The following is a 21,773-nucleotide window of genomic DNA, read 5'->3' on the forward strand; positions in this document are numbered from 1 at the left end:
ATAAACTAATAAACTAATAAACTAATAAACTAATAAACTAATAAACTAATAAACTAATAAACTAATAAACTAATAAACTAATAAACTAATAAACTAATATTTATTTCTGGTTGATATAATTTTTATCTGAATTGTTTTTTTAATGGCTCTGTTATATAACGTTTCAAAATATGATTACATATATACCCAATGGATTTCAAGTTGCAGCGCGGCGGCAAGAGAACGCATCCCCAGGAGCATAGATAACTATGTGACTGGGGTAAGTGAACGCAGTCAACAAAGCAGCAGCTTGAAGGATGAAGGGTATAAAACTATATGGGATGTTGTTGAGGATATTTATCTCTTATTTAAGGTTTTAATAATGATGCTTCATGAAATTAATTTTTATTCTATTGGCTTTTCGATGGTTTATTAAATAATTATAACTTCTGGAATAATGGAAAATTAGCTTTATAGTTTTTTATTTGATTTTTTAATTTTCATGAAATAGGAACGAAATTAATTGTTACTTGTAAATATATACCCAATAGATTTCAAATTGCAGCGCGGCGGCAAGTGAACGCAGCCAACAAAGCAGTAACTTGAAAGATGAAGGGTATAAAATTTTTCTTCCAATAGATTTATAATTTCGGTTTTAAACAGTTGTAGCGATCATCGTATTTTGGTCCTGTCGTGGTAAGGGAAGGGGGAAAAAAGCTTCGGTTTTTATCAGTGACAGATTGACTGTTTGTTATTCATTTGTATCAGGCAGTTTTTTTCAAACAATCAACGTGATGAAATTTTCAGCAAAAAGCTAGGAGCTAACAAGCTTCTGTAACCAATTAAAATCAATAAAGAATAGAAACTGGCTTGTCTATTAATGGCTTTAACCTGTATTGTGTAATCAGATTATAATCTGTATGTCTAGGTTGAATATAAGGTAGGAAAATGGACAACGTAAATAAGCCGTCATTTCAGAATGTGTTGGAGTTTGTGCGTATGTTTCGTCGTAAGAATAAGTTACAGCGCGAAATCGCAGACAATGAAAAGAAAATACGTGACAATCAGAAACGTGTTTTATTGCTTGATAACCTTAGTGAATACATCAAGCCGGGTATGTCAATTGAGGATATCCAGAACATTATTATGAATATGCGTAGTGACTATGAAGACCGTATAGATGATTACATCATTAAAAATGCGGATCTCTCCAAAGAGCGCCGTGAATTGTCCAAAAAGCTTAAGACAATAGGTGAGCTTAAGTAAATATCATTATACCCTTCATCTTTCAAGCTGCTGCTTTATTGGCTGCGCTCACTTGCCGCTGTCCTGCAACTTGAAATCTATTGGGTATAGATAACCACGCATTAATGCGTGGTTATTTTTATCGATTATGCAGTAGCCCAATCAGGCTTAAGTTCTGGATCAACCAAGGCATAAATCTGCTGATATGAAGATTCTTCTTCTGCTATTACTGCCAATTCATGTGCAACATCTTTGCGACTGACCACACCATGAATATCATTTTGATATCGCTGGCAATGGCCTGTTCCTGGTTTATCTGTTAATCCACCTGGGCGAATAATTGTATAATTTAGAGAACTGGTCTGAAGGTAGCTTTCTGCCATTGATTTACGTCTGACAGACTGACCAAATAATGATTTGGCTCTGGGTGACAGGGTTTTCCAGCTTTCACCACAACCTATTGATGTGACGAGTAACATACGTATTATTCCTGCTTTTTCAATAGCATCAATGATAGTCATATTACCTAGGAGATCTGAATCAACTCCACCAATAGTAGAAAATACAATTGCTTTTGAGCCTGCATTTTGCACCGCTTTTTCAACACTTTCTGCATCACAGGCATCGCCTTGTATCACTCTGACACCTAAGTTACTAAGCTCGCAAGCCTGTTGAGAATTGCGGATAAGTGCAATTACGGGGCGTTTTTGTTGCAATGCGATAGCGACTAAATGGCGTCCAATCCCATTACCTGCACCAAAAATAAGCCATGGTTTCATGAAGAGTGTTCTCCAGATTGAAAAGTAATTCATCAATAGGGTGATAACCGTTTAATTTAAACCTTATTGTAGATGGAATGAAATTGATGATAAGTATTTTGTGAGGAAAGTGGCAAAAAAATGGCTCCCGGAAAAAGAGCCATTTTGTTAAATTTTGCTAATGTTAAATAATGTTGTTATTCAAAAAATTGTGGCTTAGCCATCGGAGAAGTAGCTGAGTTAGTCGCTGAATGGCCTCCTGCTCCCCCTTTCCCTTCGAAATGGGAAAAAGGTCGTTGCCATTCACTGATAATAACAAGTTGTTCAATCATCTCTGGGGCTGGTGCTTTGGTCATTGGCGCGTAAGCGTAATGACTTTTAACTATAGCAACAGGTTGTTTAATTGTTTCAGCTTCACACTCTTTAACAACGGCCACTTCCGAAATTTCTTTAGGAACGACAATTTCTTTTATCTGAGGGTATTGTTCGAGTTCAGTAGTCACCGGTGTTATTGCAACAGGTTCAATAACTGATAGTTCTTGTTGTAATGATTTATTTTGCTGCAAGACAGCATCATTTTTTTCTGCAATGGCTGCTTCTGGTTTGATTTCATCCTGATAATCTTCTGGTACCTCTACTCTAGGTAAGTCAGTGATGATTTGTTTAGGTTCTGTCGTAACTATCATTGCAGGTGCTGTTTCTGTCACTATTATTGGCAGGGCCTCATGCGGTTGCTTAACGACTTGTTGTTCAGCTACAGAGGTTTCTTCAGGAGTTTCGCTGGAAATAGGAACCACCGGGTAGCGAACCCAAACTTTCCCAGAAGCCATTTCTGGTGATGCAACAGCCATAGATAATGGTACCGGTGATTGAGGCAGATTTCTCTCATCACGGTAACGGCGGCGGCGCTGACCACTCACACGGAGATGGCGAGGAGAGCGACGAGAGCGACGCGGCATAACATTGTCTTGTTGCTCTTTATTTTCCGTCGGTTGCTGTGGTTGAGCTGTTTCAGCCCGTATTTCAATTGGTGCTGGTAATTGTTCTTCCGTGATTACAGGCGCGGATAGGGAAGTGATGACAGCTGTAGTTTCTTTCACTTCATCTGTAATACGGATTTTTTGCTCAAGCTGACGGCGCTGACGGCGAGGAATAACCGGTAAGCATTCTTCAACCTCATTCTCATTTTCAGCAACTTCTGGTTTATTCGTTTCAAGCTGTTGCTGACGTTTTTCTTCCTGACGACGGCGTTGACGTTCTGCTCGTTGCTCACGACGTTGCTGTTGCTGAGTTTCATGAGCAGCGATATCTATGGTGTTGTTATCCTGAATGCTATTTTTCTGCTGAGTATTACGATTTTTCCGTTGTTCATCCCGATCACGGTTATTACGTTGCTCATCACGCAGGTTACTATCATCACGATCTTTACGTGAATGCTGACGGCGCTGGTTGCGTCGCTCGGAAGGGCGGCGGTTATCATGACCAGATGATTTGTTGTCTTTTCTCTGGACTGTTTTTTCTTCTTCTGCGCTGAACATTTTTTTCAAGGCAGTTAAGAAACGCTTTAAGAGACTAGGTTGTTCTATTTTAGTCTGAGCAGGACGGTTAGGCTTTTTCTCTTTTGCTTTATTTGATGGTTGTTGTGCCGGTGCATCGGTTGGCAAGGCAAAAGCAGAGATAGCTGGTTGCTCAGGACGTTTACGTTCAGGCTGGATATCTTCTTGCGGATTTACTGCGCCAGTTTCATGCAACTGAGGCAACAGATAACTTAAGGTAGAAACTTCTTCACCTTTACGCACGCGCAGAACAGAGAAGTGTGGGGTTTGCATTTGATCGTTAGGAACGATCACTACGCCAACATCTCCCTGACGGCGTTCGATTGCACTGACCGCCTGGCGTTTTTCGTTTAACAGGTATGACGCAATTTGTACCGGCACAATAGCATGTACTTGATGCGTGTTCTCTTTCAGTGCTTCTTCTTCAATCAGACGTAAGATGGACAATGATAGAGATTCGTTATCACGAATAGTGCCGGTGCCGCTACAACGCGGACAAACGTGATGACTGGATTCACCCAGAGATGGACTCAAACGCTGACGAGACATCTCTAGCAAGCCAAAGCGGGAAATACGACCAATTTGAATACGGGCACGATCCTGACGGACAGCATCACGTAGACGGTTTTCTACTTCGCGTTGATGGCGTACTGGTGTCATATCGATAAAGTCGATAACAATCAGGCCACCGAGGTCACGCAGGCGTAACTGACGAGCAATTTCATCGGCTGCTTCAAGGTTAGTGTTAAAAGCTGTCTCTTCAATATCGCCCCCGCGTGTTGCACGGGAAGAGTTAATATCAATCGCTGTTAATGCTTCTGTGGTATCGATAACTACAGCGCCACCTGATGGCAGGCGAACTTCACGTTGAAACGCAGATTCAATCTGTGATTCAATCTGATAATGGCTAAACAGAGGAACTTCACCACTGTACAGCTTAATTTTGCTGGTGAAATCCGGGCGGCCAAGTGCGGTGATATGTTGACGTGCCAGATCGAGAATCTTAGGATTGTCGATTAATATTTCACCAATGTCTGGTCGCAGATAGTCACGGAAAGCACGGACAATAACATTGCTTTCTTGATGGATTAAGAACGGAGCAGAGCGGCTTTCGGCGGCTTTTTTGATGGCTTCCCAGTGCTTGAGACGGAATGATAAATCCCACTGTAGTGCTTCTGCGGATTTACCGACGCCTGCGGTGCGGACAATCAGTCCCATTCCTTCTGGCACTTCTAAAGATGCCAAGGCTTCTTTCAGTTCTGTACGATCATCACCTTCGATACGGCGGGAAATACCGCCAGCGCGGGGATTGTTTGGCATCAGTACCAGATAACTACCCGCCAAACTGATAAAAGTGGTTAATGCTGCGCCTTTGTTACCACGCTCTTCTTTATCGACTTGAACAATAACTTCCTGGCCTTCCCTCAAAACATCTTTGATATTAGGGCGACCGTGGGGATGGTAGTTATTAGGAAAGTATTCGCGGGCTATTTCTTTGATAGGAAGGAAACCATGCCTTTCAGCACCATAATCAACAAAAGCGGCTTCCAGGCTAGGTTCAATTCGGGTGATTTTACCTTTGTAGATATTTGCTTTTTTTTGCTCATGTCCTGGGCTTTCGATATCCAAATCATAAAGGCGTTGCCCGTCAACCAGAGCAACACGCAACTCTTCTTGTTGAGTTGCGTTGATTAGCATTCTTTTCATTGTAACTTACTCATTATTTTTACATTAGTTATAGAGCTACGGGCAAATATAGATGAGCTACTAGTAACCGATGGTCTCGTGTCTTTTACAAATCCGCCAACCTCCCGGTTGTCGTTTGTATAGAGACGCATATTTTCGGTGAGCCTGAATTTTCACTTAAAAAACAGCGCTCTTTCCCAGGAATAATCTGCAAATATAAATGAAGCGGATTTGGTCCAATCCCAGTAAGCTGCTACCCGTAGCCCGCTAATTATTTGATTCCCCAGTACGTCTTACGCCATTGCTGCGCTTTTGTGCAATCAAATAAAGAACAAACATTTAACTTCGCCATTCAGAATTAAAAAAACTGACGGTACCTGCGCATTATTCCATTGCTGTTGGGGTGATAGCAAGGTGACTTTATGCCTTTAAGAGCTTTTTCTGATGAAATATGAATAAATAGTTAATATTTGGTCTTTGTCTTAAACAGGGAAAGGTCACTGGCGGAAAGTATGTGTGATTTTTACTCATATTTAAAAATGAGTAGCACTCCGCTTGAGTGATAATTAGAATCGCTGTCATGAAAACGAATAATCAAATTGTACAATTTGTCACTATAGATGACGATGAGGCTGGACAACGCGTTGATAACTTTTTATTAGCGCGTTTGAAGGGTGTTCCTAAAAGCATGATTTACCGGATTGTGCGTAAAGGAGAAGTTCGGGTAAACAAAGGCAGGGTAAAACCCGAGTATAAATTGTCTGCGGGAGATGTGGTTAGAATTCCACCTGTTCGGGTCGCAGAACGGCAAGAGGTATCGGTTTCAGCTAAACTGCATAAAGTCGCGGCACTGGATGACTGTATCTTATATGAAGATGACTATATTCTGGTGATTAATAAGCCTTCAGGTACCGCTGTGCATGGAGGCAGTGGTTTAAGTTTTGGCGTTATTGAAGGGTTGCGGGTTCTACGTCCAGAGGCAAAATTCCTTGAACTAGTGCACCGTTTGGATCGTGATACGTCTGGAATTTTATTAATTGCGAAAAAACGCTCAGCTCTACGGGCCTTGCATGAGCAATTACGGCTCAAACAGATGCAGAAAGATTATTTGGCTTTGGTACGGGGACAATGGCAATCACATTGCAAGGCTGTCCAAGCACCATTGTTGAAAAATATCTTGCAAAGTGGTGAACGGATTGTGAAGGTGAATGGCGAAGGTAAGCCTTCTGAAACACGCTTTAAAGTAGAAGAACGCTTTACCAATGCAACGCTAATGAGAGCCAGCCCAGTAACGGGCCGGACTCATCAAATTCGTGTTCATGCTCAATATGCCGGTCATCCGATTGCTTTTGATGATCGTTATGGCGATAAGGCTTTTGATTCGCAGCTATCAGATACGGGCCTTAATCGTTTATTTTTACATGCTAGTGCGTTGAAATTTACTCATCCATCGACAGGGGAGACATTACGTCTTGAAGCACCGATGGATGGACAATTACACGATTGCATAAAAATGTTGCGTCAAGATACTGTACGTAATTAACGTGTAGCCGTCAGTGGGTTTATCCCCTGACGGATTAATAATTCCGTCAATGTAATTAATGGTAAGCCGATCAGCGTATTCGGATCTTTCCCTTCAAGCCGTTCAAATAAAGTGACTCCTAATCCTTCGCTTTTAAAGCTTCCAGCACAATTAAGCGGTTCTTCTGCTTTCAAATAAGCCCAGATTTCATCATGAGTTAGCTCTCTGAAATGAACATTGAATAATTCACAACGGGTATCTATTTCCCCTGTTTTACTATTAAAGAGAGAAATACCGGTATAAAAGGTGACGCAATGACCACTCGCTTGCTGTAATTGTTTAAAGGCATTTTCGAAACTATGTGGTTTGCCAGTAATCTTGTCGTTAATAACACAAACTTGATCAGAACCAATAATTAAATGTTGAGAATATTTTGCTTGTAATGACTGTGCCTTAGCTTGTGCCAGACGCATAACGAGTTGTTCAGCGTTTTCATTAATTTGAGGTGTTTCATTAGCCTCTGGAGCCGCGCATATAAAGGTCAGACGGAGTTTTTCCATTAACATGCGGCGATAAACTGATGTGGAAGCTAAAATGATTTGTGTCATAATTTTTCCAAAATACATGGCGAAATAATTGTAGGCATTTTAAACTAAGCAATGCTTAATAAGCGAATATTTGGCGGAAAGGTGCAGATGTGTGGCCTTTTTCTTTGACTATATCTCATTACAAAGATAATATGCGCGCCTTATGCAAAAGGTAAAATTACCCCTGACCATTGATGCGCTTCGCGCAGCTCAGAAACGATTAGACTACACAGGTAGTTATTCACCTGAGCAAGTTTTGCGTATCGCGGAATCTGTGGTTAGCGTGGACAAAGATGTAGACAGCGTTTTATCGTTTCAGATAGATAATCAACGTCTGGCAGCTGTACGGGGGCATTCCGATGTGGATGTCACGCTTCAGTGTCAGCGTTGTGGCGGTAATTTCAGTCATCACGTTCACATAACATATTGTTTTAGCCCGGTCGTCAATGATGAACAGGCTGAAGCATTACCGGAAGAGTATGAGCCAATTGGCGTTGACGAATTTGGCGAAATAGATTTGCTGGCGATGATTGAAGATGAAATAATTCTTTCTCTGCCGGTGGTTCCGGTACATGATTCTGAACACTGTGAAGTGTCCGACGCGGACATGGTATTTGGTGAATTACCTCCAGAGGCTGAAAAACCAAACCCATTTGCCGTATTAGCCAGCTTAAAGAAAAGTACTTAAGGAGTAAGGTCAATGGCCGTACAACAGAATAAACCAACTCGTTCTAAACGTGGTATGCGTCGTTCTCATGATGCACTGACTGCACCATTATTATCTGTAGACAAAACTTCTGGTGAAACTCACCTGCGTCACCATGTGACTGCTGATGGTTACTACCGTGGCCGCAAGGTCATCAACAAATAATCTCCGCTAGTCATTAGCAAGTTGATACCTTGACTAATCTGACTTTAGCGTTAGATGCCATGAGCGGGGACTTTGGTCCTCGCGTTACAGTGCCTGCTGCATTGCAGGCACTGGCATCTAATCCTAAACTTAAATTATTGTTGGTCGGACTCCCCGATATCATTTCTCCTTTGCTTGTAAATATCGATGCTGAACTGCTCAGTCGCTTACAAGTGGTACCTGCTGAACAGGTTGTGGCTAATGATGCTAAACCGTCGCAGGCAATTCGAGCCAGCCGCGGAACATCAATGCGAGTTGCACTGGATTTAGTCAAATCTGGTGAAGCGAGGGCGTGTGTCAGTGCAGGAAATACCGGAGTATTGATGGGGTTGTCCAAATTGATGCTAAAATCTATTGATGGCATAGAAAGACCTGCTTTGATGACAGTATTGCCAAACTTGGAACAGCAAAAAACTGTGGTACTGGATCTGGGTGCCAATGTTAATTGCAATAGCCGTATGTTGGTGCAATTCGCCATTATGGGTTCAGTGATGGCAGAGGAAGTCGTCGGTATGGTTAATCCTCGGGTAGCATTACTAAATATTGGTACAGAAGAGAGTAAAGGGCTTGATAATATCCGCGAAGCCGCCACTATTTTAAAAAACATTCCAACAATGAATTACATTGGTTACCTAGAAGGCGATCAATTGTTAACAGGCAAAACGGATGTGTTGGTGTGTGACGGCTTCGCAGGTAACGTAACGTTGAAAACGATGGAAGGGGCGATCAGAGTTATTTTGTCCCTGCTTAAATCATCGGATGGGCAAAAGAGACGATTCTCCTGGTTGTTGAAAATAGTCAAGAAGTGGTTGCAAAAACGGATGACAAAACGCTTCGGTCACCTGAACCCTGACCAATACAATGGCGCATGTCTGTTAGGATTATATGGAATAGTAATCAAAAGCCATGGGGCGGCTAATGAACATGCGTTTAAAGCCGCAATCGAACAGGCTGTTCAGGCCGTTGAAAGGCAGGTTCCTGATAGAATTGCTGCACGCCTGGAAACAGCATTACCCAAGAGTGACTGAACATACATGTATACAAAAATTTTAGGTACAGGTAGTTATTTGCCTGCGCAAGTGCGCACTAATGCTGATTTAGAAAAAATGGTGGATACCTCTGACGAATGGATTGTTACCCGTACAGGTGTCCGTGAACGCCGTATTGCTACTGATGATGAAACTGTTGCAATTATGGGTTTTAGGGCTGCGGAAAAAGCGATTGAAATGTCTGGCATTGATAAAAATCAGATTGATTTAATCATTGTGGCGACGGCTTCATCCAGTCATGCTTTCCCAAGTTCTGCGTGCCAAATTCAGCACATGTTGGGTACCCAAAATTCAGCTGCTTTTGATATTTCTGCGGCTTGTTCTGGTTTTGCTTATGCACTGAGTATTGCTGATAAGTTCATTAAAACCGGTGCTGCAAAACATGCGTTGGTTATCGGCTCTGATTCTATTACCAGAACGCTTAATCCAGAAGATCGCGGAACCCTTATCCTGTTTGGTGATGGAGCGGGTGCGATGGTAGTCGGTGCTTCTGATGAGCCAGGGATTCTTTCAACTCACCTTCATGCAAACGGTAGCTATGGTGAATTGTTAGTGTTGCCTTATCAGGATCGCCAGGATCGGAAAGAACCAGCGTATGCCAGTATGATTGGTAATGAAGTATTTAAAATTGCAGTCCGTGAGTTGGCTAATTTGGTTGATGAGACATTAGAAGCTAATAATTTATCGCATAGTGCGCTGGATTGGCTGGTACCTCATCAGGCCAATTTGCGTATTATCGTAGCGACAGCTAAAAAGTTACATATGACTATGGATAAAGTGGTGGTGACGTTGGATCGTCATGGTAATACTTCCGCGGCATCGGTACCTACTGCATTTGATGAAGCGGTGCGTGATGGCCGGATTAAACGTGGTCAGTTAATTTTGCTTGAAGCTTTTGGTGGTGGTCTTACCTGGGGCTCAGCACTGATACGTTTTTAATTTGACAGGAAAATGAACATGTCTGAATTTGCAATGGTATTTCCTGGCCAAGGTTCTCAATCCCTTGGTATGTTGGCCGATTTGGCCGCAGAGTTCCCGGTTGTGGAACACACTTTTGCTGAAGCAGCTGGTGTGCTGGGATATGATCTTTGGGCACTGGTTCAACAGGGTCCGGCAGAAGAACTGAATAAAACATGGCAAACCCAACCCGCGTTACTGGCAGCTTCAGTTGCTATTTGGCGGGTTTGGCAGGAAAAAGGTGGAAAAGCACCAGCACTAATGGCAGGACATAGCCTGGGTGAATATTCTGCACTGGTTTGCGCAGGTGTCATTGATTTCAAACAAGCGATTAAACTTGTTGAACTGCGTGGCAAATTGATGCAAGAAGCTGTACCTGAAGGCACTGGTGCAATGTATGCAATTATTGGCTTGGATAATGAGTCTATTGACAGAGCCTGTAAAGAAGCAGCTCAGGGGCAAATTGTTTCCCCTGTTAACTTTAACTCACCTGGTCAGGTTGTTATTGCGGGTGAGAAAGAGGCTGTAGAACGTGCTGGCGTTGCATGCAAAGTTGCAGGCGCAAAACGTGCACTGCCTTTGGCAGTTAGTGCGCCGTCCCATTGTGCACTGATGAAACCAGCCGCAGATAAGTTGGCAGTTGTTTTGGACGGAATTGAATTCAGTCATCCTCAGTTCCCAGTGGTAAACAATGTTGATGTGAAAATAGAACAATCTGCTGAAGCTATCCGTGATGCACTGGTACGACAACTCTATAATCCTGTTCGTTGGACAGAAACAGTTGAATTTATTGCTGGACAGAGTGTCGGACAGCTATTAGAAATAGGGCCAGGTAAGGTTTTGACAGGTTTAACTAAAAGAATTGTCGATACTTTAAGCGCAGCAGCGGTTAATGACACAATTTCATTAGCAACCGCATTGGAAAATAATTGAGGATAACATGAGATTAGATGGAAAAATTGCACTGGTAACAGGCGCCAGCCGTGGAATCGGACGTGCAGTTGCTGAGTTATTCACTGAACGTGGAGCCTGTGTTATTGGTACAGCAACGAGTGAAAAAGGTGCTGAGGTCATCAGTGCTTACCTTGGTGAAAAAGGTAAGGGGTTTGTACTGAATGTTACTGATCTGGAATCTATTGAACAGGTTATGTCTACCATTCGTACAGAGTTTGGTGAAATTGACATATTAGTCAATAATGCAGGTATTACTTGTGATAACTTGGTGATGCGCATAAGAGATGATGAGTGGCAAAATGTTATTGACACTAATCTTTCTTCCGTTTTCCGCATGTCAAAAGCGGCAATGCGTCCTATGATAAAAAAACGTTACGGTCGTATCATTTCTATCGGTTCTGTTGTTGGATCAGTCGGTAACCCTGGTCAAGCGAGTTATGCGGCGGCGAAAGCCGGGCTTATTGGTTTCAGTAAAACATTGGCTCGTGAAGTTGCTTCCCGTGGTATCACGGTCAACGTTGTCGCGCCAGGGTTTATCGAAACTGATATGCTCAGAGCATTACCAGATGAGCAGCTGGAAAGTTTTTCGAAGGACATACCAGTTAAGCGGTTTGGGGATGTGAAAGAAGTTGCCAGTGCTGTGGCTTTCTTAGCTTCTGATGAAGCGGCCTACATCACAGGTGAAACAATACATGTTAATGGCGGCATGTATATGAGCTAAAAAATGAGCGAACCAGTTGCATTTTTTGTGTTAAATAACGCAAAATAGAGCAAGATTGTGGTTCGACCAGCCGGGATTTGGTTGCATCTTTTCCTGTATTTTATAAACTACGAAAACCATCGCGAAAGCGAATTTTGATAGGAAATTTAATAGCATGAGCACTATTGAAGAACGCGTTAAAAAAATCATCGTTGAACAACTTGGTGTTAAAGAGGAAGAAGTTGTTAATTCAGCTTCTTTTGTTGATGACTTGGGCGCTGATTCTCTTGACACAGTTGAACTGGTAATGGCTCTGGAAGAAGAGTTTGATATTGAGATTCCAGACGAAGAAGCAGAAAAAATCACGACAGTTCAGGCAGCTATTGATTACGTCCAGAACGAAAGCAAATAAGTGAACACACCTAGGCGGTCACTCGACCGCCTATGTTTCTGTCCTAAATTCTATTTCCCTCCCTGGAGGATAAGCGTGTCTAAGCGTCGAGTAGTGGTGACCGGACTAGGCATGTTATCTCCTGTCGGTATTACAGCTGAATCTTCTTGGAAAGCTGTTTGTGCCGGACAGAGTGGTATCAGCCTGATTGATCATTTTGACACCAGTCACCATGCAACTAAATTTGCTGGCCTGGTTAAAGATTTTAATCATGAAGATTTTAATATTTCGCGCAAAGATGCACGAAAGATGGATGATTTCATTCAATATGGTATTGCAGCAGGTGTGCAAGCCATTGAAGATTCTGGAATCGAAGTAACAGAAGCCAATGCTAGTCGTTTTGGTGCTGCTATTGGTTCTGGTATTGGTGGTTTGGGTCTTATTGAGGAAAATCATGGAGCATTGGTGGCTAATGGTCCCCGTAAGATCAGTCCATTCTTTGTACCTTCCACAATTGTAAATATGGTGGCAGGTCATCTGAGTATTATTTACGGTTTACGTGGTCCAAGTATTTCTATCGCTACAGCGTGTACGTCAGGTGTGCATAATATCGGTCATGCAGCTCGTATTATTGCTTACAATGATGCTGATATCATGTTGGCAGGGGGTGCAGAAAAAGCTAGCACCCCTCTGGGTGTTGGTGGATTTGGTGCTGCCCGTGCTTTGTCTACCCGTAATGATGCTCCTCAGAGTGCAAGCCGCCCGTGGGATAAAGGCCGTGATGGTTTTGTTCTGGGGGATGGTGCAGGTATCCTGGTACTGGAAGAGTACGAGCATGCGAAGAAACGCGGCGCGAAAATTTATGCGGAAATCGTTGGGTTTGGCATGAGTAGTGATGCCTACCATATGACATCACCACCAGAAAATGGTGCTGGTGCTGCGTTGGCGATGGAAAATGCGCTAAAAGATGCTGGCATCACCACTGAACAAGTGGGATATATCAATGCACATGGCACTTCAACGCCTGCCGGTGACTTAGCGGAAGCCCATGCAGTTGAAGCAGTATTTGGTGAAGGTACTGATGTTTTAGTCAGTTCAACCAAATCAATGACGGGTCATTTACTGGGTGCAGCTGGTGCTGTGGAATCTATTTTCACAATTTTGGCACTGCGTGATCAGATTGTTCCGCCAACTATCAACCTGGAAAACCAGGATGAGAATTGCCGTCTGGATTTTGTTCCTAACAAATCCCGTAAGGTAGAAGGTATGGAATATGCACTGTGTAACTCTTTCGGCTTTGGTGGTACGAACGGTTCACTGATTTTCCGTAAGATCTATACCCAATAGATTTCAAGATGGATCGCGACGGCAAGGGAGCGAATCCCCGGGAGCATAGAGAACTATGTCATAGAGAACTCTGTGACCGGGGTGAGTGAGTGCGGCCAACAAAGAGGCAACTTGAAAGATAACAGGTATAAACTTTATTAACAAGCAAAGCTTGATATTACAAATACATGCTACTGAGAGCCACCTTTTCAGTATGATTTTGTAAATAGTTTAAGGCGCCAGAATAAAAAGCTCCAATAGTTGATCGTTATTGGAGCTTTTTTATGACAATTTCTGCGAGCATTTTTGCACTCATATCAGCTATATACTATGATACCGCTTCTTGATAAGTTGGTTGAAATGCCTTTTTGAGTAATTAAGAACAAAATCATATGCATTGGATTAATGGAGAGCTGTGTGACTACTTACCTGTGAATGATCGTTCAATTCAATTCGGTGATGGTTGTTTCACAACAGTAAGAATAGAGCAAGGACAAGCCGCTTTTTTGCCATTGCATATTAAAAGATTACAAAAAGGTGTTGAAAAGTTATCTCTTCCGCAACTTAATTGGCAACAGCTTGAAAGCCATATAAAGCAGATCGCTTCCACTTCTGAACAAGGCGTACTCAAGATTATCCTCTCCCGTGGAACTGGGGGACGTGGTTACAGCGTTCAAGGACTTACACAACCAAATCAGATCTTGTCTCTCAGTCCTTACCCCGAACACTATCTGAGGCTGCGTGAAAAAGGTCTTTCTTTAGTACTTAGTCCAATACCTATAGGGATAAACCCCTATCTTGCTGGAATTAAACATCTTAACCGATTGGAACAAGTATTGATTAAATCATTTATCGAAAAATTAAATGCCGATGAAGCTTTGGTACTTGATACAAATGGTTTATTGGTCGAGTGTTGTACTGCAAACATTTTCTGGCGCAAAGGGAAGGATGTGTATACTCCTGACTTGCAGAGCTGTGGCGTTGAAGGCGTGATGCGGGAAAGAATAATGCAGTTACTATCAGAAAGTGACTATTACCTTTCCTGTATAAACCATTACCCTGAGACATTGGCTTGTGCAGACGAGGTGATAGTCTGTAATTCGTTAATGCCGGTGATACCTGTCAACGAAATTCAGGTACATGAAAATCGGCCTGCATGGAAATATCAGTCAAGGGAGCTGTATGAATATTTGCTTCCTGAATGTTTGAAGTTGTAATTCATTCTGTGTTTAAGTGATTAATCGATGAAACGGAAAAAACGCCTTTTTACCCTATTGGTTCTGATTGTCATTGTGGTAGTGATATTGTTCTATGCGGGCTATAAAAAAGTTGAAAAATTTGCAGATCAAACACTGGCAATTAAACAAGATCTGATATTTACACTGCCAGCCGGCATTGGTCGCAATAGTTTGGAAACATTACTGGTTCAGGATGGTCTGATTGAAGACAGCCATATTTTCCCTTGGTTATTAAGGCTGGAGCCAAAACTTGCCGAGTTTAAAGCGGGCACTTACCAGTTGACACGAGAAATGACTTTGCGAGAAATGTTGCAATTATTCTCCAGTGGTAAAGAGGCACAATTCACGGTCCGTTTTGTTGAAGGCAGCCGTTTGTCTGATTGGTGGAAAATACTACAACAATCTGAGTATATTAAGCATGAATTGGATGATAAAAATGCTCAGGAATTAGCTAAGATTATGGGTATCAAGGACACAGATACCTTAGAAGGATGGCTCTATCCTGATACTTATCTCTACACGGCGGGTACAAGCGATATAGCGTTACTGAAACGGGCATACCGACAGATGAAAATGACGCTTGAAGAGGAATGGAAAGAACGAGCTAAAGATCTACCTTATAAAAATGCTTATGAAATGTTGATCATGGCGTCGATCATTGAGAAAGAGACAAGTGTTGAAGCAGAGCGGACAAAAGTGGCTTCTGTATTTATTAATCGCTTGCGAATAAATATGCGGCTACAAACTGATCCGACGGTGATCTACGGTTTAGGTGAAAAATATAGAGGTACTATTTTTCGCAAAGATTTAACCACATTGACACCATACAATACTTATATGATTAATGGCTTGCCACCAACACCCATTGCCATGCCCGGTCTGGCTTCAATAAAAGCCGCCGCGCATCCGGCAAAAACCGAATTTCTCTATTTTGTGGCGGATGGTAAAGGTGGTCATACTTTTACGACCAATCTGGCTGCACATAACAGGGCGGTGAATATTTACCGTCAGGGACTAAGACAAGGCAAATGAACAGCAAATTTATTGTTATTGAAGGGCTGGAAGGTGCCGGAAAAACCTCAGCGATGAAAACGGTCGTTGAAATATTGAAGCAGCATGGTATTCAGGATTTAGTTTTCACCCGTGAACCGGGAGGAACACCGTTGGCAGAAAGATTGCGTGAGTTGATTAAGCAAGGTATTGAAGGTGAACTTCTGACTGATAAAGCAGAGGTGTTGATGCTATATGCAGCCAGGGTTCAGTTGGTTGAAAATGTAATTAAACCTGCTTTAGCTCGTGGTTCATGGGTTGTCGGTGATCGTCATGATCTCTCTTCTCAGGCTTATCAAGGAGGAGGGCGTGGTATTGATAAAAACTTGATGACTTCGCTGCGTGATGCTGTCCTTGGTAGTTTTCGCCCTGATCTGACTATTTATCTTGACCTTCCTCCTAAAGTTGGTTTGTTACGTGCCTGTCAGCGTGGGGAATTAGACAGAATTGAAAAGGAATCGATGGATTTCTTTGATCGCACTCGTAGTTGTTATTTGGAATTTGCGGCACAGGATAAGAGTATTGTGACAGTTGATGCTTCCCAACCAATAGAGCGGGTACAAGCGGATATTTGCCAAGTACTTGAGCAATGGTTGAAACAGCAGGAAAATTGCTGATGAACTGGTATCCATGGCTTAATCAGGCATATCGTCAGTTGGTAGAATCTCATCAACAAGGACGTGGTCATCATGCTTTATTGCTTCATGCTAATGCAGGATCAGGGGCTGATGTATTGATATACGGATTAAGCCGCTGGTTGATGTGTCAGAATAAACAGGAAATGAAAAGCTGTGGAGAGTGCCATAGTTGCCGTCTGATGATGGCAGAAACCCACCCAGATTGGCATATTTTGTCACCGGAAAAGGGTAAAACCAGTATCGGTGTTGAGGTGATACGCCAGGTTACGGAAACGCTCTATCGCCGTTCCCAGCAAGGTGGGGTAAAAATTGTTTGGTTACCTTCAGCGGAAGGTTTGACAGACGCGGCGGCTAATGCATTATTGAAGACACTGGAAGAACCGCCGGAATATACCTATTTTTTGTTGGAATGCCAGCAGCCAGTCAGCCTTCTGGCAACTTTACGTAGCCGTTGTTTTTATTATTTTTTACCTGTACCCAAGGTGGAGAGCAGTCTTTATTGGTTACAAAAACAGTTACCCTCAATTTCTTCGAACGATGCAATGACGGCTTTGAAACTGTCTCAAGGCGCTCCTGTTGCGGCAGAGCAATTACTGCAACCGGAGCAATGGCAGGTGCGGAGGCAGTTTTGTCAGGCTATTGAACAGGCGTTGGATAAACGTGATGCTTTGTCACTTTTACCCCAATTAAATCACGAAAATGCGCCGCAACGTCTTCATTGGCTCATCAGCTTGTTACTTGATGCGGTCAAGTGGCAGCAGCAGTCCCCAAATTATTGCATCAATCAGGATCAACAAACGCTGATTTATCAATTGAGTTCCATGCATACTACAATTGTTTTACTACAAAGCGTTAATGACTGGACATATTGTCGTCATCAGCTACTTTCAGTAGTGGGCGTAAATTGGGAGCTGTTACTGACAGAGCAATTGCTTAATTGGGAAAAACAGTTTAATTCATAACCCTGAAATTTTTTTGTATACGAGTTTAATATGTTGTTAGTTGATTCACATTGTCATCTCGATTGCCTTGATTATGAAAAGCTACATAAAAATGTAGATGACGTTGTCGCAAAAGCGGCAGATCGGGAGGTAAAATTTATGCTGGCAGTAGCGACGACGCTACCCGGTTTCCGGCAAATGAAAACTTTAATTGGTGAGCGGGAAAATATCGTTTTTTCCTGTGGTATTCATCCACTTAATTTAGATGAAGGCTATGATTTTGATGAGTTGGCACATTTAGCTGCCGGCAATGAAGTTGTTGCTCTGGGTGAAACTGGGCTGGATTACTATTATCAACAGGATAACGCTGAACTACAGCGAACTTCATTTCGTGAACATATCCGTATTGGCCGCAGACTTAATAAGCCTGTTATCGTTCATACCCGCAGTGCTCGTGATGATACCTTGAGGGTATTGCGTGAAGAGCAGGCACAAGAATGTGGTGGTGTTTTACATTGTTTTACCGAAGATAAAGATACCGCCAGAGAATTACTGGATTTAGGCTTCTATATTTCATTCTCTGGTATTGTGACTTTCCGTAATGCAGAGCAAATTCGTGAAGCGGCAAGATATGTACCGTTGGATCGTATTCTGATTGAAACTGATTCCCCTTATCTTGCACCCGTGCCACATCGTGGCAAAGAAAATCAGCCTGCATACGTGCGTGATGTAGCGGAATATATGGCTGTACTCAAAGGCGTAAGTATTGAAGAAATGGCTAAAGTTACCACGCAGAATTTCTGTGATCTATTTCATGTTGAAGTATACAAAAACTGATTTATTAGCTTGAATTTGTGGTTTATAAGCATTCATATCTCTCTGTATTATTTGGATAAAAGGAAAATGTGATGGCAGAAGAAACTATTTTCAGTAAAATTATTCGTCGTGAAATACCTTCTGATATTATTTATCAGGACGACTTGGTAACGGCATTCCGTGATATTTCTCCGCAGGCACCGATTCATATTCTAATTGTTCCAAACGTTTTGATCCCAACGGTAAACGATGTGAAACCAGAGCATGAATTAGCGTTGGGGCGAATAATGACGGTTGCTGCAAAAATTGCTGAACAAGAAGGTATTGCGGAAGATGGATATCGTTTGATTATGAACTGTAACCGTCATGCAGGGCAGGTAGTATATCATATCCACATGCATCTGGTTGGTGGTTGCCATTTAGGGCCACTACTGGAGAAGTAAACGTGAAGCATCCCCAGGAGCATAGATAACGATGTGACTGGGGTAAGAGAAAGCAGCCAACAAAGAGGCAACTTGAAAGGTGACGGATATAGGCAGATATTCGGAGAGAATACGGGTTTCAGGATCACTCCGGGTATCTTGATTTTTTAAATAAATGCTCCGACTTTGTTACTGGGTTGAACTGATAGTCAATTGCTAGTGTCACAGCAGGAACTTATCTATTTTTTAAAACTCTGTAATTGGAATAGGTTGATGAAAAGAATTATTTTTGTAGCATTATCGGTCATGTTGTTGGCTGGTTGTCCATCCTTGCCACCACAGCAGCCTGAGCCTCCAGCTCCGGTTATACCTGTGCCGCCACCAGAACCGATATCACCACCTGATAAGGTTCCAGAGCCACCTAAAATGCGTATAACTGACTGGGAAGGTAGTGTGCAGCCATTAGTAGAACAAATGGTTAAGACTCATGGGTTGGGAAACGGGAAGTTACTGTTAATTGATACGGTAAAGAATAATACCAATGGGGTGTTGCAAGCCATGCAAGCAACAGATGCTTTGCGTCAAGTCATTAGTAGCAAAAATGTTTTTGAATTAGTTTCCCAAAATCAGGTGCAGAGTGCTCGTCAATCTTTGGGTTTAACTGAAGAAGATAGCTTGGGATTGCGCAGCAAAGCGATTGGCTTGGCTCGCTACTTGAATGCGGATTATGTTCTCTATTCTATCGTTTCAGGTAACACTGATAAACGTGACATCGTCATGCAACTGATGTCGGTACAGACTGGTGAGATTCTCTGGTCAGGGTTCAGTGACGTTAAGTAATTATGATCGTTTGTTGGAGGCAGTGTGTAGACAATGGCCTCATACAATAGCAAGTGATTGGAAGATAAGACCGCTAAGCGGTCTGACACATGAAAGCTATTACGTGACTCATGGTGAATATCATGTTGTCGGTCGCAGGCAGTGGCAGCAAGGGAGTCAGCTCGGTGTTAATCGTCAGCGTGAGCATGCTATTCTGCTCCATCTCAGCCAGACAGAAATTGCTCCGCAAGTGATTGCCATGGATCGCCACTGGTTGTTATTAGAATGGTTGCCTGGCCATGTTATTGGACAAGATGAGTTTTCTCAGCCTGATTTTTTGCAAAAACTGGCGGCACTATTGGTCACTTTGCATCATCAGCCGCTGTTCGGTTATCCGCTTCAACTACGGCATCAGTTAGAAAGCCAGTGGTTGCAAATCGATAAAGCTCGTCTTACTCCGGGCTGGTTGCGGCTACATAAATATTTTATCTCCTCTCCAACGCCTTCAATACTGAAACTGTCACCGGTTCATATGGATGTTCATTGCGGTAATTTAATCAATACGCATCAGGGATTGAAACTCATTGACTGGGAATATGCAGCGGATACAGATATTGGGTTTGCATTAGCGACATTGTTTCGGACTAATCATTGGGATGAACCGCAGCAACAGATGTTTTTGAACTATTATTGTGGTCAACCATCAGGATATCTGGATCGAACGTTATTGGAGAGTCAGATTAAACGTTGGCAACCTTGGGTTGATTATATGATTTTAATGTGGTTTGAAGTGCGTTGGAAACAGAGCCGTGATAGACAATTTTTAGAATTAGCACAACAGTTGCGTCTCTCTTTTGGTCTGGCGTTTTAATCTCTTACGCTGCATCGATTGCAGTACATTTACAAGTGAGGAATGTTATGGGTCCGGTAATGTTAGATGTTGTCAGTTATGAACTGGATAGTGAAGAAAAGGAAATTTTACAACATCCATTAGTGGGCGGTTTAATTCTGTTTACCCGCAATTTTCATGATGTTGAGCAATTACGTGAATTAGTACGCCAGATTCGTAAGGCTTCCCGTCATCGTCTTGTCATTGCTGTTGATCAGGAAGGTGGCAGAGTTCAGCGTTTCCGTGAAGGTTTCACCCGTTTACCTGCGGCCCAGTCTTTTGCTGAATTGAGTGATAATTTTGATGGTATGAAATTGGCGCAAGAAGCAGGGTGGCTAATGGCATCCGAAATGATTGCAATGGATATCGACATCAGTTTTGCTCCCGTTCTGGACTTGGGCCATCAATGTGTGGCTATTGGTGAACGTTCATTCCATGAAAACCCTGAACAGGCCATGATGATGGCAGAACACTTTATTAAAGGTATGCATTCTGCTGGCATGAAATCGACGGGTAAACACTTTCCGGGACATGGTGCTGTTTGTGCCGATTCCCATAAAGAAACGCCTCACGATGATCGTCCTCTGGAACTCATTTGCCGTCATGACATGTCTATTTTTCGTGATTTTATCCAGCGTAACTTGTTGGATGCGATGATGCCGGCTCATGTGATCTATTCTCAGGTAGATAAATATCCTGCCAGCGGATCATCATATTGGTTGAAATCAGTGCTGCGCCAGCAATTGGGCTTTAATGGCGTGATATTTTCGGATGACCTTTCTATGGAAGGTGCGGCGATTATGGGCAGTTACGTTGAGCGCGGACAGGCTGCATTGAATGCTGGATGTGACATGATCCTGGTGTGTAATAATCGTGAGGGGGCGGTCAGTGTGATTGATAATCTACCTCTGACCAAAGCAGAGAAAGTATCAGAATTGTATCATCGGGGCGGTCAATTCAGTCTGAATGAGTTAAAGGATTCAAAACGCTGGCAGCAGGCTAGTAAAGCGTTAATTGCTTTACATGATAAATGGCAAGATTGTGTGAGGTAGTGATAAAAATATTTCAAAGCTTCATTTGTTTATCAAAATGAGACAGTTGCTAATCCCAGGGTAGGGTAGAGAGTCTCTATCCTGGAAGTTCATTCCTATAATTTCCTCAATGTCAGGTTTTTTAGGAATTTCTTCTAAATCGTATTTTACTTTTTATGTAAATAACCCGAATTCTGGATAAGAAATTGACGAGAAGCCTGTTCCAGGAGCAAAGTTTTGGTGCAGACCCAAAAACAGCTCCGAGGGGGAACAGGCTATGGACAACTTAGTTGAAATTTTCTGTGATGT

Annotated in this window: 22 protein-coding genes; 19 read left to right on the forward strand and 3 right to left on the reverse strand. The window is 42.5% G+C overall.

The window, feature by feature from the left end; genetic code table 11:
- Nucleotides 1–927 precede the first annotated feature (927 nt).
- Complete coding sequence (gene tmaR, locus AM629_RS17780; protein WP_054480667.1) at nt 928–1,245, forward strand: PTS system regulator TmaR; 318 nt, start codon at nt 928–930, stop codon at nt 1,243–1,245.
- A gap of 125 nt (nt 1,246–1,370) precedes the next feature.
- Here tmaR and AM629_RS17785 read toward each other — a convergent pair whose 3' ends face one another.
- Together AM629_RS17785 and rne are read right to left on the reverse strand one after the other, a co-directional pair.
- Entirely contained in the window at nt 1,371–2,003 is a 633-nt protein-coding gene (locus AM629_RS17785) for an SDR family oxidoreductase (RefSeq protein ID WP_054480669.1), read from the reverse strand.
- Between the two features lie 176 nt (nt 2,004–2,179).
- The gene (rne, locus tag AM629_RS17790; protein WP_054480671.1) at nt 2,180–5,245 is read right to left on the reverse strand and encodes a ribonuclease E; all 3,066 of its coding nucleotides are present in this window, start codon (nt 5,243–5,245) and stop codon (nt 2,180–2,182) included.
- Nucleotides 5,246–5,804: 559 nt separating this feature from the next.
- Between rne and rluC the strand changes: the two genes are divergently transcribed.
- Nucleotides 5,805–6,767: a 23S rRNA pseudouridine(955/2504/2580) synthase RluC gene (gene rluC / locus AM629_RS17795; protein WP_054480673.1), complete on the forward strand. Its 963-nt coding sequence runs from the start codon at nt 5,805–5,807 to the stop codon at nt 6,765–6,767.
- Here rluC and AM629_RS17800 read toward each other — a convergent pair.
- Nucleotides 6,764–7,354, reverse strand: coding sequence for a Maf family protein (locus AM629_RS17800; RefSeq protein ID WP_054480675.1), 591 nt, complete (start codon nt 7,352–7,354; stop codon nt 6,764–6,766). The genes rluC and AM629_RS17800 overlap by 4 nt on opposite strands.
- Before the next feature lie 142 nt (nt 7,355–7,496).
- On the opposite strand from AM629_RS17800, the gene yceD reads away from it, so the two are divergent.
- From yceD to nagZ, 17 genes are all read left to right on the forward strand, one after another.
- Nucleotides 7,497–8,021, forward strand: coding sequence for a 23S rRNA accumulation protein YceD (gene yceD, locus AM629_RS17805; RefSeq protein ID WP_054480676.1), 525 nt, complete (start codon nt 7,497–7,499; stop codon nt 8,019–8,021).
- A gap of 12 nt (nt 8,022–8,033) precedes the next feature.
- Nucleotides 8,034–8,204 carry a 50S ribosomal protein L32 gene (rpmF, locus tag AM629_RS17810; RefSeq protein ID WP_011147057.1) on the forward strand — a complete coding sequence of 57 codons (171 nt, stop codon included), beginning with the start codon at nt 8,034–8,036 and terminating at the stop codon, nt 8,202–8,204.
- Nucleotides 8,205–8,233: 29 nt separating this feature from the next.
- The gene (gene plsX, locus AM629_RS17815; RefSeq protein WP_072161927.1) at nt 8,234–9,271 is read left to right on the forward strand and encodes a phosphate acyltransferase PlsX; all 1,038 of its coding nucleotides are present in this window, start codon (nt 8,234–8,236) and stop codon (nt 9,269–9,271) included.
- A gap of 6 nt (nt 9,272–9,277) precedes the next feature.
- Entirely contained in the window at nt 9,278–10,231 is a 954-nt protein-coding gene (locus AM629_RS17820) for a beta-ketoacyl-ACP synthase III (protein ID WP_054480678.1), read from the forward strand.
- Nucleotides 10,232–10,249: 18 nt separating this feature from the next.
- Entirely contained in the window at nt 10,250–11,182 is a 933-nt protein-coding gene (gene fabD, locus AM629_RS17825) for an ACP S-malonyltransferase (RefSeq protein ID WP_054480680.1), read from the forward strand.
- A 7-nt stretch (nt 11,183–11,189) separates the two neighbouring features.
- A complete protein-coding gene (gene fabG / locus AM629_RS17830; RefSeq protein ID WP_054480682.1) occupies nt 11,190–11,924 on the forward strand; it encodes a 3-oxoacyl-ACP reductase FabG in 735 nt (244 codons plus the stop codon).
- Between the two features lie 154 nt (nt 11,925–12,078).
- Nucleotides 12,079–12,315: an acyl carrier protein gene (acpP, locus tag AM629_RS17835; RefSeq protein WP_015833846.1), complete on the forward strand. Its 237-nt coding sequence runs from the start codon at nt 12,079–12,081 to the stop codon at nt 12,313–12,315.
- Between the two features lie 75 nt (nt 12,316–12,390).
- Nucleotides 12,391–13,641 (forward strand): beta-ketoacyl-ACP synthase II, encoded by a 1,251-nt coding sequence (gene fabF / locus AM629_RS17840; RefSeq protein ID WP_054480684.1) that lies wholly within the window; start codon nt 12,391–12,393, stop codon nt 13,639–13,641.
- A gap of 371 nt (nt 13,642–14,012) precedes the next feature.
- Nucleotides 14,013–14,837 carry an aminodeoxychorismate lyase gene (gene pabC / locus AM629_RS17845; RefSeq protein WP_054480686.1) on the forward strand — a complete coding sequence of 275 codons (825 nt, stop codon included), beginning with the start codon at nt 14,013–14,015 and terminating at the stop codon, nt 14,835–14,837.
- A gap of 27 nt (nt 14,838–14,864) precedes the next feature.
- A complete protein-coding gene (mltG, locus tag AM629_RS17850) occupies nt 14,865–15,890 on the forward strand; it encodes an endolytic transglycosylase MltG (protein WP_054480688.1) in 1,026 nt (341 codons plus the stop codon).
- A complete protein-coding gene (tmk, locus tag AM629_RS17855) occupies nt 15,887–16,525 on the forward strand; it encodes a dTMP kinase (RefSeq protein ID WP_054480689.1) in 639 nt (212 codons plus the stop codon). Before mltG ends, tmk begins: the two co-directional genes overlap by 4 nt.
- Nucleotides 16,525–17,508 carry a DNA polymerase III subunit delta' gene (gene holB / locus AM629_RS17860; protein ID WP_054480691.1) on the forward strand — a complete coding sequence of 328 codons (984 nt, stop codon included), beginning with the start codon at nt 16,525–16,527 and terminating at the stop codon, nt 17,506–17,508. Before tmk ends, holB begins: the two co-directional genes overlap by 1 nt.
- Before the next feature lie 30 nt (nt 17,509–17,538).
- Complete coding sequence (locus tag AM629_RS17865; RefSeq protein ID WP_054480693.1) at nt 17,539–18,324, forward strand: metal-dependent hydrolase; 786 nt, start codon at nt 17,539–17,541, stop codon at nt 18,322–18,324.
- Nucleotides 18,325–18,395: 71 nt separating this feature from the next.
- Complete coding sequence (gene hinT, locus AM629_RS17870) at nt 18,396–18,746, forward strand: purine nucleoside phosphoramidase (RefSeq protein ID WP_054480695.1); 351 nt, start codon at nt 18,396–18,398, stop codon at nt 18,744–18,746.
- Nucleotides 18,747–18,998: 252 nt separating this feature from the next.
- Nucleotides 18,999–19,565 (forward strand): penicillin-binding protein activator LpoB, encoded by a 567-nt coding sequence (gene lpoB, locus AM629_RS17875; RefSeq protein ID WP_054480697.1) that lies wholly within the window; start codon nt 18,999–19,001, stop codon nt 19,563–19,565.
- The gene (thiK, locus tag AM629_RS17880; RefSeq protein WP_235525516.1) at nt 19,528–20,415 is read left to right on the forward strand and encodes a thiamine kinase; all 888 of its coding nucleotides are present in this window, start codon (nt 19,528–19,530) and stop codon (nt 20,413–20,415) included. The genes lpoB and thiK overlap by 38 nt, the downstream gene beginning before the upstream one ends.
- Before the next feature lie 47 nt (nt 20,416–20,462).
- Entirely contained in the window at nt 20,463–21,485 is a 1,023-nt protein-coding gene (nagZ, locus tag AM629_RS17885) for a beta-N-acetylhexosaminidase (RefSeq protein WP_054480702.1), read from the forward strand.
- The last annotated feature ends 288 nt before the right edge of the window (nt 21,486–21,773 follow it).

It is taken from the genome of Photorhabdus heterorhabditis, from assembly GCF_001280945.1.
In the GTDB taxonomy this organism is placed as follows: domain Bacteria; phylum Pseudomonadota; class Gammaproteobacteria; order Enterobacterales; family Enterobacteriaceae; genus Photorhabdus; species Photorhabdus heterorhabditis.

Coding starts and splice junctions, on each gene's coding strand:
- AM629_RS17820 (WP_054480678.1), top strand. CDS start 9,278: ATGTATACAAAAATTTTAGGTACAGGTAGTTATTTGCCTGCGCAAGTG.
- AM629_RS17785 (WP_054480669.1), bottom strand. CDS start 2,003: ATGAAACCATGGCTTATTTTTGGTGCAGGTAATGGGATTGGACGCCAT.
- acpP (WP_015833846.1), top strand. CDS start 12,079: ATGAGCACTATTGAAGAACGCGTTAAAAAAATCATCGTTGAACAACTT.
- rpmF (WP_011147057.1), top strand. CDS start 8,034: ATGGCCGTACAACAGAATAAACCAACTCGTTCTAAACGTGGTATGCGT.
- rne (WP_054480671.1), bottom strand. CDS start 5,245: ATGAAAAGAATGCTAATCAACGCAACTCAACAAGAAGAGTTGCGTGTT.
- mltG (WP_054480688.1), top strand. CDS start 14,865: ATGAAACGGAAAAAACGCCTTTTTACCCTATTGGTTCTGATTGTCATT.
- AM629_RS17865 (WP_054480693.1), top strand. CDS start 17,539: ATGTTGTTAGTTGATTCACATTGTCATCTCGATTGCCTTGATTATGAA.
- nagZ (WP_054480702.1), top strand. CDS start 20,463: ATGGGTCCGGTAATGTTAGATGTTGTCAGTTATGAACTGGATAGTGAA.
- lpoB (WP_054480697.1), top strand. CDS start 18,999: ATGAAAAGAATTATTTTTGTAGCATTATCGGTCATGTTGTTGGCTGGT.
- AM629_RS17800 (WP_054480675.1), bottom strand. CDS start 7,354: ATGACACAAATCATTTTAGCTTCCACATCAGTTTATCGCCGCATGTTA.
- tmk (WP_054480689.1), top strand. CDS start 15,887: ATGAACAGCAAATTTATTGTTATTGAAGGGCTGGAAGGTGCCGGAAAA.
- tmaR (WP_054480667.1), top strand. CDS start 928: ATGGACAACGTAAATAAGCCGTCATTTCAGAATGTGTTGGAGTTTGTG.
- rluC (WP_054480673.1), top strand. CDS start 5,805: ATGAAAACGAATAATCAAATTGTACAATTTGTCACTATAGATGACGAT.
- fabG (WP_054480682.1), top strand. CDS start 11,190: ATGAGATTAGATGGAAAAATTGCACTGGTAACAGGCGCCAGCCGTGGA.
- pabC (WP_054480686.1), top strand. CDS start 14,013: ATGCATTGGATTAATGGAGAGCTGTGTGACTACTTACCTGTGAATGAT.
- holB (WP_054480691.1), top strand. CDS start 16,525: ATGAACTGGTATCCATGGCTTAATCAGGCATATCGTCAGTTGGTAGAA.
- hinT (WP_054480695.1), top strand. CDS start 18,396: ATGGCAGAAGAAACTATTTTCAGTAAAATTATTCGTCGTGAAATACCT.
- fabD (WP_054480680.1), top strand. CDS start 10,250: ATGTCTGAATTTGCAATGGTATTTCCTGGCCAAGGTTCTCAATCCCTT.
- yceD (WP_054480676.1), top strand. CDS start 7,497: ATGCAAAAGGTAAAATTACCCCTGACCATTGATGCGCTTCGCGCAGCT.